8 protein-coding genes and 1 pseudogene are annotated in these 11,137 nt (G+C 71.4%); 7 read left to right on the top strand and 2 right to left on the bottom strand.

The genetic code is table 11. From position 1 onward, the window contains the following. Positions 1-204: 204 nt before the first annotated feature. Positions 205-1,005 (bottom strand): annotated as a pseudogene (locus tag AC6LKG_RS25745) (citrate/2-methylcitrate synthase); the annotation flags it as partial. Positions 1,006-1,115: 110 nt separating this feature from the next. On the opposite strand from AC6LKG_RS25745, the gene AC6LKG_RS25740 reads away from it, so the two are divergent. Beyond that, complete coding sequence (locus tag AC6LKG_RS25740) at positions 1,116-2,546, top strand: CoA transferase (RefSeq protein ID WP_498169682.1); 1,431 nt, start codon at positions 1,116-1,118, stop codon at positions 2,544-2,546. Between the two features lie 12 nt (positions 2,547-2,558). Here AC6LKG_RS25740 and AC6LKG_RS25735 read toward each other — a convergent pair whose 3' ends face one another. Then, positions 2,559-3,785 carry an SMI1/KNR4 family protein gene (locus tag AC6LKG_RS25735; protein ID WP_498169680.1) on the bottom strand — a complete coding sequence of 409 codons (1,227 nt, stop codon included), beginning with the start codon at positions 3,783-3,785 and terminating at the stop codon, positions 2,559-2,561. 173 nt (positions 3,786-3,958) lie between these two features. On the opposite strand from AC6LKG_RS25735, the gene AC6LKG_RS25730 reads away from it, so the two are divergent. From AC6LKG_RS25730 to AC6LKG_RS25705, 6 genes are all read left to right on the top strand, one after another. Beyond that, positions 3,959-5,179, top strand: a complete 1,221-nt coding sequence (locus tag AC6LKG_RS25730) for a helix-turn-helix domain-containing protein (protein WP_498169684.1) — start codon at positions 3,959-3,961, stop codon at positions 5,177-5,179. A gap of 35 nt (positions 5,180-5,214) precedes the next feature. Beyond that, positions 5,215-5,856 carry a Vgb family protein gene (locus AC6LKG_RS25725; protein ID WP_498169679.1) on the top strand — a complete coding sequence of 214 codons (642 nt, stop codon included), beginning with the start codon at positions 5,215-5,217 and terminating at the stop codon, positions 5,854-5,856. Positions 5,857-5,989: 133 nt separating this feature from the next. Beyond that, a complete protein-coding gene (locus AC6LKG_RS25720; RefSeq protein ID WP_498169677.1) occupies positions 5,990-6,847 on the top strand; it encodes a DUF3348 domain-containing protein in 858 nt (285 codons plus the stop codon). Positions 6,848-6,857: 10 nt separating this feature from the next. Then, positions 6,858-10,157: a DUF802 domain-containing protein gene (locus AC6LKG_RS25715; RefSeq protein WP_498169675.1), complete on the top strand. Its 3,300-nt coding sequence runs from the start codon at positions 6,858-6,860 to the stop codon at positions 10,155-10,157. Then, positions 10,154-10,810: an OmpA family protein gene (locus AC6LKG_RS25710; protein WP_498169673.1), complete on the top strand. Its 657-nt coding sequence runs from the start codon at positions 10,154-10,156 to the stop codon at positions 10,808-10,810. Before AC6LKG_RS25715 ends, AC6LKG_RS25710 begins: the two co-directional genes overlap by 4 nt. After that, positions 10,800-11,137, top strand: a 338-nt coding sequence (locus AC6LKG_RS25705; protein WP_498169670.1) for a DUF2894 domain-containing protein, incomplete at its 3' end; no start/stop codon positions are given. The genes AC6LKG_RS25710 and AC6LKG_RS25705, both read left to right, overlap by 11 nt.

Raw genomic sequence — 11,137 nt, 5'->3', positions numbered from 1 at the left:
TATCTGGAGAAATTGGTGAAAGGATGAAGACCAAGAAAAGAGGGAAATAGTGGGTGTAAAATGTGAAGATGTCGCCTAGGATCGTAGAATTTCTATAGGAAACAAGTGTTGTGTTGAGAATGTTTTTTTTTTTTTTTTCAAGCAGAAGACGGCATACGAGATTACCGAACTAGTCTCGTGGGCTCGGAGATGTGTATAGAGACAGGCCTCGACGCGCGCTGTGGTGCCGCCATGGCGGCCGCCCGTCAGGGCCGCCAGCCCGCCGACAATGCCGGCGCGCAGGCTGGCGCCCGTGGACGTGATACAGCGCGCGGTGAAACTGGAGGCGTTCAGTTCGTGATCGGCGCACAGCACCAGCGCCATGCGGATGAGATCCGCGCCCGCCGCGTCCAGGCCCCAGGCGCGGGCGCACTGCGCGTGGATCGGCGCGTCGTCCGGCGCGGTCTGCAGCAGGCAGGCCGCCAGCGTGCGCACCAGGGCGCCGCAGCCCTGCGCCTGGCGCTCGGGCGAGCGCTGCCACATCGCGGTCGCATCGTCATCGCTGGACGCCGTAAACAGCGGCAACAACGCGGCCTCGGCGCGCTGGCCGCGATGGCGCGCGAACAACGCCGCCAGAGCCTCGGGCAATTGCGGCACGGCCGCGCCGAACGCCGTCGCCTGGTCGCATTGCCACAGATGCGCGGCCACCGCCTCCACCGAGGACGATTGCGCCAGCGCCACGGCGTTTGCGCCGCGATAGAACAACTGGCCATCCTCGATCAGGGTGATGGCCGACTCCAGCACCGGCAGGCCCCAGTTCAGCGTCGCCTTGGCCACCTCTTTGGGCTTGCGGCCACGGGTGCGCTGCGCCGCCAGCCGTTCGACGTCCTCGGCCAGGTAGCGGCTTTCGCGCGGCGTGGCGCCGGCCTCGGCGTGCAGCAATCCCCGGCTGACGTAGGCGTACAGGGTCTGGCGCGACACCCCCAGGCGGGTGGCCGCGGCGGCGGAGGTCAGGTAATCGGGCATGGGTTGCGAGACGGGGAGCGAAGGGTAATGAGTTGATTATATTAATCAATATTGACAATTAATACGGCAAGAATAATCCTGGCGTCGTCCCTCAACGACCCGGAAGCAATATGTCCGTCATCGATCGCCCCCTGCCGCCCTCGCCCGCCACCACCGACTACCTGCGCCAGTTCTGGCTCGCGGCTGGCGGCGATCCCGCCCTGCTGAGCCAGGTCGCCATCACCGGCCAGGGCGCCTTGCCCTCGGCCTTCGCCGTCACGGAGTTCGCCACCGCCGCGATCGGCGCCGCCGGCCTGGCCATGGCGGAATTCGTTGCGGCTGGCGCAGGCACGTCCGGCGCGCACGCCGTGCCGGCCGTCGAGGTCGACCAACGACTGGCCTCTTTCTGGTTCGGCACCTCCCTGCGCCCCATCGGCTGGAGCATGCCGCCGCTGTGGGACGCCGTCGCCGGCGACTATCGCGCCGCGGACGGCTGGATCCGGCTGCACACCAACGCGCCCCATCATCGCGACGCCGCCCTGGCGGTCCTGGGCGTGGCCGCCGACCGCGAGGCCGTCGCCCGCGCCGTGGCGCGCTGGCGCGCCGACGAACTGGAAGCGGCGGTGGTCGAACGCAACGGTTGCGCCGCCGCCATGCGCGCTCTGGACGCCTGGCGCCAGCACCCGCAAGGCCAAAGCGTTGCCGCCGAGCCCCTGCTGCACCGCGCCGCCGGCGCCGGCGGCGAACGCCCCGGCTGGCGCATTTCTCGCCAGCGTCCGTTGCAGGGCCTGCGCGTGCTGGACCTGACCCGCATCCTGGCCGGCCCCGTGGCCACGCGCTTCCTGGCGGGCTTTGGCGCCGACGTATTGCGCATCGACCCGCCCGGTTGGGAAGAGCCCGGCACCGTGCCCGAGGTCGTGTTGGGCAAGCGTTGCGCGCGCCTGGACCTCAAGTCCGTCGAGGGGCTGGCCACGCTGCAACGCCTGCTGTCCCAGGCCGACGTGCTGATCCACGGCTATCGCGCCGACGCCCTTGCCCGCCTGGGCCTGGACGCCGAGCGCCGCCGCCAGCTCAACCCGACGCTGGTCGACGTATCACTCGACGCCTATGGCTGGAGCGGTGAATGGCGGGGACGCCGCGGCTTCGACAGTCTGGTGCAGATGAGCACCGGCATCGCCGAGGCCGGCATGCGCGCCAAAGGTGGCGACCGCCCGGTGCCGTTGCCATGCCAGGCGCTGGACCACGGCACCGGCTATCTGATGGCGGCGGCGGCGATCCGCGGCCTGACCGAACGGCTGGCCACCGGCGCGGGCAGCACCACGCGCGCGTCGCTGGCCCGCAGCGCGCAGGTGCTGGTCGCGCATGGCGGCTTGCTGGAAGGCGGGCCGGCATTGGCGCCGGAAAGCGAAGCCGACTGGTCCGAACAGGTCGAGGAAACCGCGTGGGGCCCGGTCCGCCGCATCAAGTCCCCGCTGCGGATCGCGGACACGCCGCAATCGTGGGATTTTCCGGCAAGCGCCTTGGGGTCTTCCGAGGCCGCCTGGCGAGATGGCTCGCGCTAGCCCGCGGCCGCCTCAAAGCACAAACGCGCGCAAGTTGGCGACCCGTTCGGCCAGGCCGTCCGCGCCCAGGTAATGGCCCAGCTTGCCCGCCCGCACGCGGCGCAGGTCTTCCTCGTAGCGCGCCGCCATCGCGTCGCGCGCCTCGGCATACGCGGCCGCGATCCCGTCGCCCGCGGCGGCGGCGATCACGCGCGCGGCCTCGGGCGACCCGCAGGCCACGCAGCGCGCCACGCCCAGGCCATCGGCCCGCGCCCCGCGCGCCAGCAACTGCGCCACCAGGTCGGCGGGCGGCTCGCGATCGAATCGATGGATCGCATCGGCGCTGACCGGCGTACCGGCCCGCAACAGCGCCCGCGCCGCCGCATGGGCATGCTGCGCCAGCGCCACGTCCAGCGCCAGCGCGCTGCCGCGCAACGGCTGGTCAAAGCCCACGCCCTGCGCCGCCAATTGCGCCACCAGCGCGCCGTCGTCGTGCGCCAACGCATGCCGCAAGGCCAGCCTGGCCAGCCGCGGCGCCTGCCCCAGCGTGCCAGCCGCCAACGGCGCACGCCAGTCCACCAGCGCGCCCCGGTAGAACGCCGCCAGCTTGTCCGCCAGGGCCTGTGGCATGCCATGATCGGCCACGCGCTCGTCCAGGTATTCCAGCACCCGTATGCCGGTGCTGTCGGGGTCCTCGGGATCCTGCTCCAGGTAGAGCGCGGCAAAGGCGCCGCGCAGGTCCGCCGCGACCGTCGCGATGGCGTCCTGCTGCAACGCGTGCGTCCAGCCCGGCAGCCCCTGCTTCCAGGCCACGATGCTGCCGGCCTGCGGGCCGGGTTCGACGCACACATAGATGCGGTCGCAGTATTCGAAGCCGCCGATCGGCAGATAGCGCAGCTTGCCGTCCCAGGCCTCGCCGCGTTCCGCGGCGGCCTCTTGGGCGCATTCCTGTTCATGCTCGATCCAGCCGGCCAGGTCGCGGTAGTGGTCGCTGCCGTCATGGAACAGCTCGGACCAACTGAGCGCTTCTTCGTTGCCGTCCATGCGCGCATGCAGGTCATAGGCCAGTTCGCCGCCGGCCGTCAGGCGCCACAGGTCGCGCAGCGCATCGGGCAACGGGCCGGCGCAGGCCGCTTCGATCTCGTCGATGCGCGCCTCGTCCAGGGGCGGCTCGACCGCGATCAGGACACGCTCGGCGAACAGGGCAATGCCGTGCTGTCGAAGCGACTGGATTTCATCGGCGGAAAAGTGCGCGCTCATCTTGAAGGCTTCCTGGAAATGGCGGTTCGGATTCTACCGGCCCGGACGCGATGATCGGCGCCACGCGCTCCCCATCATCGCGCACGCCCCCCCGGCCGGGCATCGCGGTGGTAGATTGGCGGCATCCAGGAACGGCGGCGGCAATGGCAACAGGCAACGATGGCGGGATCGTCATGGACGGGCTGATCATGGCAGCGGCGCGGGCGCTGGCCAGCGGCGATCCCTTGGGCGCGCTGGGCCGGGTGGCCTTGCGCGACGATGCCCCGGCCCTGGCGCTGCGCGGCATTGCGCTGGCGCAGTTGGGTGACTTCGAGCGCGCCAGGGTGCTGGTGCGGCGCGCCGCGCGCGCCTTCGGCGCCAGGGCGCCGCTGGCGCGGGCCCGCTGCGTGGTGGCCGAGGCCGAGATCGCGCTGGCGTCGCGCGACCTGGGCTGGCCCGCGGCCTCGCTGGCGGCGGCGCGCGCCACGCTGGCGCGCCAGGGCGACGCCCGCAACGCCGCGTATGCGGCCTATCTGGCGGGCCGCCGCCTGGTTCTCATGGGGCGGCTGGAACAAGCGGAACAGTTGCTGGCCGGACTGGACCCCGCCGCCCTGGCGCCGCCGCTGCGCGCGGTGCACGAGCTGACGCTGGCAGGCATTGCCCTGCGTCGGCTGCAGGCCGGCGCCGCCAGCGCCGCGTTGGCGCGCGCCGCGCAAGCCGCCGACGCCGCCGGCATTCCCGCGCTGCAAGCCGAAGTGCGGCGAGCCCGGGAACAACTGCGGGCGCCGGCCGCGCAAGCCACCCAGGCCGGCGCCACCCGCATGCTGTGCCTGGCGGAAGTCGAAGCGCTGCTGGCCTCTGACCTGCTGGTGGTGGATGCCTGCCGCTATGCGGTCCACGGCGGCGGCGATGGCGTGGCCCTGGCCAGCCGGCCGGTGCTGTTCACCCTGGCGCAGGCGCTGGGCCAGGCCTGGCCCGGCGATGCGCCGCGCGAGGCGCTGATCGCGCAGGCCTTCCGCGCCCGCCATCCCGACGAAACCCATCGCGCCCGCTTGCGGGTTGAGATCGGCCGGCTGCGGGCGGCGCTGGCGCCGTTGGCGGCCATCCGCGCAACCCGGCACGGCTACGCGCTGCTGCCGCCGCCCGACCGCGCGGTGGCCGTGCTGGCGCCACCGCTGCGGGAACGCCATGCCGGCGTGCTGGCGCTGCTGGCCGATGGCCAGGCATGGTCCAGTTCGGCCCTGGCCCTGGCCACGGGCGCCAGCCAGCGCCAGGTGCAGCGGGCATTGGACGCGCTGGCCGCCGCCGGCCGGGCGCAGTCGTTTGGCCAGGGCCGCGCGCGGCGCTGGATCACGCCGCCGCTGCCGGGTTTCGCGACGACTTTGTTACTCCCGCTGCCGCTGCCGAATGCCTAGGATGGAACCGTCTTCCCTCTGAACAGGACATCGACATGAAAGCCAAACCCGCAGAAATCCTCCGTGAGTACGGTCCCTTCCCCGGCGTCAGCGACGTGCACGGCGTGTCTTACGACGGCAGCCACGTCTGGATCGCCGTTGGCGAAAAGCTGCACGCCCTGGACCCGGCCAGCGGCGCGGTGGTGCGCAGCATCGACGTGGCCGCGCGCGCCGGCACCGCCTTCGATGGCAAGCACCTCTACCAGCTCGCCGGCGACGTCATCCAGAAGATCGACCCGGCCTCGGGCCAGGTGCTGGCCACCGTGCCGGCGCCCGCGGGCGAAGGCAATTCCGGCATGGCCTGGGCCGAGGGCATGCTGTGGATCGGCCGCTACCCGGACCGCAAGATCCACCAGGTCGACCCGGCCACCGGCGCCATCGTGCGCACGCTCGAATCCGACCGCTACGTGACCGGCGTCAGTTGGGTCGACGGCGGCCTGTGGCACGCCACCTGGGAAGACGACGCCAGCGAATTACGGCGGGTCGATCCGGCCAGCGGCAAGGTGCTCGAGCGCCTGCACATGCCGTCCGGCGTGGGCATTTCCGGCCTGGAATCGGATGGCGACGGCGTGTTCTATTGCGGCGGCGGCAATAGCGGGCGGCTGCGCGCGGTGCGCCGGCCGCGCCCGGCATCCTGATCCGGTCCGCTTTTTCAGACTCGCGCCGCCGCGCCGCCCTGACAAATTGTTGCAGGCGCTGGCGCGGCGGTCCTTTTGCTCCCCAGTCGGCCCCCGCCAGCGTGTAAACTCCCCCCTTTTTGACTCTGGTGGTATGTTGCAAGCCCCACAGCGCACAGGTTTAAGCGGCCCGACGCTCATTCGCTTGCTGACTCGCCTGACGGATGTCGACGTGCCGCAATCCCGGCAACCGTTGTCAGACCATCTGAGCCAATGGCTCGGCTGGACCGACGCGATTGCCCTGTCCGCGGCCCTGAACAACCGCCCGCCGGCGATCGCGCCCGGCGCGCGCCCGTTCAGCAGCGCCGAGGAGCGCGAGTGCGAGCGCGTCCGCACCACGCTGGCCGATGCCATCGCCAGCGACACCGCGGCCACGGCCGCCAAACGGATGATGCCGGGCCAGGTGGCCGCCAAGGTGGCGGCGCTGCAGTCCGACGATGCCGACTACTCGAATTTTCGTCAGCGCTATCTGTCGTTGCAGCACACGATGGAGACCAGCATCGGCAATCTGCGCAGCCGCCTGCGCGGCATGGTCGCGGCCAAGACGCCGGAAATGACGCGGCTTGCGGTGGTGGACGCCATCATGGACCGCGCCCTGCTGCCGCGCGAGCGGACCCTGTTGGGCGCGATTCCGAAGCTGCTGCAAGGGCATTTCGAGCGCCTGCGGCAGGCCGAACAGGCAGCGCTGGAAGCGGCGGCCCAGGCGCAAGCCGAGGCCGACGCGCAGGAGGCGACCGAGGGCGAGGCGCAGGACGACGCCCCGACGGGCGCCGCCGCGCCGGCGCAGTCCGCGACCGGTAGCGGCGCGGCGCCGCAACCCGCTGTACCCGCGCCCACGCCGGGAGCGTGGCTGGAGACGTTCCGCAAGGATATGCGCAGCGTGCTGCTGGCCGAACTGGATATTCGTTTACAACCGGTCGAAGGGCTGCTTGCCGCTCTTCGCGCCAGCTAACCGGGACACTATGTCCAAATACCTGATCAATATTGTTGTTTTCCTCGGCGGCCTGGCCGTGGCCGGCTGGATCGGCGCGGGCTACGCGGGCGTCAATCCGCTGGCGCTGGCCGTCACGCTGCTGATCTGCGCCTGCTACCTGGCCGGCGCGCTCGAACTGCTGCGCTACCAGCAGGCCACCGCGTCCCTGAGGCACGCGCTCGGCAAGCTGGCGGAAACGCCCGCCAGCCTGGGCGGCTGGCTCGACCAGTTGCCGGCCGCGCTGCGCAACCCGGTGCGGCTGCGCATCGAAGGCGAACGGGTGGGCCTGCCCGGCCCGGCATTGGCGCCGTATCTGGTCGGCCTGCTGGTGCTGCTGGGCATGCTGGGCACATTCCTGGGCATGGTGGTGACGCTGCGCGGCACCGGCACCGCCCTGGAGAGCGCCACCGACCTGGCCGCCATCCGCGCCTCGCTGGCCGCGCCTGTCCAGGGCCTGGGCTTCGCCTTCGGCACCTCGATCGCCGGCGTCGCCACCTCGGCCATGCTGGGTCTGCTGGCCGCCCTGTGCCGGCGCGACCGCATCCAGGCCGCGCAACTGCTGGACGCCAAGGCCGCCACCACGCTGCGCCCGTACAGCCAGGCGCACCAGCGCGACGAAAGCTTCAAACTGCTGCAACGCCAGGCCGAAGTGCTGCAACGCCAGGCCGAGACCATGCCGGCGCTGGTCGACCGCCTGGATACCATGATGCGCAACCTCGAACAGCAGAACCACACGCTGAACGAGCGTCAGCTCGCCAGCCAGGACGCATTCCAGGGCAAGGCCGAGGCCGCCTACGCGCGCCTGGCCGCCGTGATGGAACAATCCATGAAGGACAGCGTGGCCGAAAGCGCGCGTTCGGCCGGCGCCGCCTTGCAGCCCGCCGTCGAGGCCACCATGGCCGGCCTGTCGCGCGAGACCGCCTCGCTGCACGAGAGCGTGGCCCAGGCGGTGCAGCGCCAGTTGGAAGGCGTGACCGCCGGCCTGCAGGCCGCCACCGACAATGTGGCCGGCATCTGGAACCAGGCGCTGGCCGGCCAGCAGCGCGCCAGCGAAAGCCTGGCGCAGGATCTGCGCGATTCGCTGGACCGCTTCGCCCAGACTTTCGAGCAACGCTCGGCCGCCCTGCTGGACAGCGTGTCCGAACGCCTGGAAGCGTCCTCGGGCAGCATGTCCGAAGCCTGGAACGTGGCGCTGAACCGCCAGGAACGCGCCAGCGAGAAGCTGGCCGGCGACAACCTGCAGGCGCTGACGGCCGCCGCCGCCAGCTTCGAGCAGCATTCGGCGTCGCTGCTGCGCACGCTGAACCAGTCGCACACCGCCCTGCAATCCGAACTGGCCTCGCGCGACCAGCAACGCCTGGCGGCCTGGACCGAAACCCTGGGCGCCCTGTCCGCCACCCTGCGCCAGGAATGGCAACAGGCCGGCGCGCAGGCCGCCGAACGCCAGCTCGAAATCAACCAGGCCCTGGCGCGCAGCGCACAGGAGTTGACCGAGCGCGCGCAGACCCAGGCCGGCCTGCTGGAGAACGTCTCGGCCCGCCTGGAAAGCGCTGCCGGCAACGTCTCGGCGCAATGGCACGAGGCGCTGGAGCGCCAGTCGCAGGTCAGCGACAAACTGGCGGGCGACAACCGCGAGGCCCTGGCCGCCGCCGCCGCCACCTTCGAACAACACGCCTCGACGCTGCTGGGCACGCTGGACCAGTCGCACGCCGACCTGCAGGCCGCCCTGGCGGCACGCGACGAACAGCGCCTGGCCGCCTGGGCCGGCACGCTCGGCGCCATCACCGACAAACTCGGCCAGGAATGGGAGCAGGCCGGCGCTCAAGCCGCCGCCCGCCAGCAGGAAGTCAGCCAGACGCTGGCGCGGACCGCGCAGGACCTGGCCTCCCGCGCCGACGCGCAGGCCACGCTGCTGGACACCGTCGCCGCCCGCATCGAATCGGCCGCCACCGGCGTGACCCAAGCCTGGACCGAGGCGCAGGTGCGCCAGGAACTGACCAGCGAGAAGCTGGCCGGCGACACGCAACAGGCCCTGGCCACCGCCGCCGCCGCCTTCGAACAACATTCCGCATCGCTGCTGCGCACGCTGGACCAGTCGCATGCCGACCTGCAGGCCGCCCTGGCCTCGCGCGACGAAGCGCGCCTGGCCGCCTGGCACGCCTCGCTCGGCGCCATGGCCGCCGACCTGGGCCGCGAATGGCGCCAGGCCGGCGAACAGACCGCCGCCCGCCACCAGGAACTGGAACAGTTGCTGGCACGCACCGCGCAGGACCTGACCTCCCAGACCCAGGCGCAGGCCGCGCTGCTGGAAAACCTGTCGGCCCGCCTCGAAACGGCGGCTGGCGGCGTGACGCAGGCCTGGACCGACGCACAGGTGCGCCAGGAACTGGCCAACGAGAAACTGGCCAGCGACAACCAGCAGGCCCTGACCACGGCAGCGTCCGCCTTCGAGCAGCATTCGGCATCGCTGCTGCAGACCCTGGGCCAGTCGCAGGCCGGCCTGCAGGCCGAGCTGGCCGCGCGCGACCAGGAACGCCTGGCCGCCTGGACCGGCGAGCTGGGCCGCATGGCCGAAGCGCTGCGCCAGGAATGGGAACAGGCCGGCGCCCGCAGCGCCGCCCTGCAGCAGGAAATCTGCGCCACCCTGGCCCAGACCGCGCAGGACATCGCCACCCAGACCGAGGCCCACGCCAGCGGCACCATCGCCGAGATCGGCCAACTGGTGCAGGCCGCCTCCGAAGCGCCGCGCGCGGCCGCCGAAGTCATCGGCGAACTGCGCCAGAAACTGTCGGACAGCCTGGCCTACGACAACGCCATGCTGGAAGAACGCAACCGCCTGCTGGACACGCTGGCGACGCTGCTCGATGCCGTCAACCACGCCTCCAGCGAACAGCGCAGCGCGGTGGACGCGCTGGTGTCGTCGTCGACCGATCTGCTGGACCGGGTCGGCGCGCAATTCACCGAGCAGGTCGAATCCGAGACCGCCCGCCTGGACGACGTGGCCGCGCAAGTGACCAGCGGCGCGGCCGAAGTGGCCAGCCTGGGCGAAGCCTTCGGCGCCGCGGTGCGCCTGTTCGGCGAGTCCAACGACAAGCTGGTGGCGCACCTGGAACGCATCGAGGCGGCGCTGGACAAGTCCATCGCCCGTGGCGATGAACAACTGGCCTACTACGTGGCACAGGCGCGTGAAGTGGTCGACCTGAGCACCATGTCGCAAAAGCAGATCGTCGAGAACCTGCGCGAGCTGGCCAGCCAGCGCGCCGCCACCGCCGGAGCGCAGGCGGCATGAGCGCGGGCGAGGACATCGACGGCGGCGTGGAACCCGCGGTGCCGACCTGGGCCGTCTTTGGCGACCTGATGTCGGTGCTGCTGGGCGCCTTCGTGCTGATCCTGGTGAGCGTGGTGGCCGTGCAACTGGAGCTGTCGACCCAGCTCGAACGCGAGGTCAAGCAGCACCAGGAGGAAACCCGGCGCCGCCAGACGCTTGAGCAGGCCCTGGCCGCGCCGTTGGCGGCCGGCCGCGTGACACTCATCAACGGCCGCATCGGTATCAGCGGCAGCGTGCTGTTCGCGCTCAATTCCGACCAGTTGCAGCCGGAAGGCCGCGAGGTGCTGAAAAGCCTGATCGAACCGCTGTCGGCCTACCTGAAGGCCAATGACGAGATCCTGATGGTCAGCGGCTTCACCGACGACCAGCAAGTGCGCGAGGGCAACCGGCGCTTTGCCGACAACTGGGACCTGTCGGCGCAGCGCGCGCTGACGGTGACCCGCGCCCTGATCGACGAAGGCGTGCCGTCGTCGCTGGTGTTCGCCGCCGCCTTCGGCGCCGAGCAGCCGGTGGCCTCGAACGCCGACGAGGAAGGCCGCGCCAGGAACCGGCGGGTCGAGATCACGCCGATTCCCAAGCCGTCCAACGGCGCCGAGGCAGCGCGTGGCCAGTGACGGCGGCTTCGACCCCTCGCGGCAGGCCGCGCCCGACGCCATGAGCGCCATGAGCGCCATCGGCGCCACGGACGCCTCGAGCGGCATGGCGGCGGCAACGCTGCAGGCCTGGCGCGAACGCGGCGCGGACCGGCTCGATCCGGTCGGCTTTCATTTCATCGAGGCCTTGGCGCGGCGCGCGGCCGCCCAGGCGGGCGCCGCGCGCGCGCGGCTGGATGCGCGGCTGGCGCAGTTGCTGGAAGGCTACGCGGCGCGCCTCGCCGCTGCTGACAGCATCGCCGAGGGCAACGACACCGCCGGCGCCGCCGTCCCGGCGCAGCAGGACGC

This window comes from Achromobacter sp. 46006, from assembly GCF_059761975.1.
This window is presented reverse-complemented; position numbering and strand designations above follow the sequence as displayed.

Bases quoted from the DNA above. Each gene is read 5' to 3' on its own strand.
- AC6LKG_RS25720 (WP_498169677.1), top strand. From the start codon at position 5,990: ATGTTGCAAGCCCCACAGCGCACAGGTTTAAGCGGCCCGACGCTCATT.
- AC6LKG_RS25740 (WP_498169682.1), top strand. From the start codon at position 1,116: ATGTCCGTCATCGATCGCCCCCTGCCGCCCTCGCCCGCCACCACCGAC.
- AC6LKG_RS25735 (WP_498169680.1), bottom strand. From the start codon at position 3,785: ATGAGCGCGCACTTTTCCGCCGATGAAATCCAGTCGCTTCGACAGCAC.
- AC6LKG_RS25725 (WP_498169679.1), top strand. From the start codon at position 5,215: ATGAAAGCCAAACCCGCAGAAATCCTCCGTGAGTACGGTCCCTTCCCC.
- AC6LKG_RS25710 (WP_498169673.1), top strand. From the start codon at position 10,154: ATGAGCGCGGGCGAGGACATCGACGGCGGCGTGGAACCCGCGGTGCCG.
- AC6LKG_RS25730 (WP_498169684.1), top strand. From the start codon at position 3,959: ATGGACGGGCTGATCATGGCAGCGGCGCGGGCGCTGGCCAGCGGCGAT.
- AC6LKG_RS25715 (WP_498169675.1), top strand. From the start codon at position 6,858: ATGTCCAAATACCTGATCAATATTGTTGTTTTCCTCGGCGGCCTGGCC.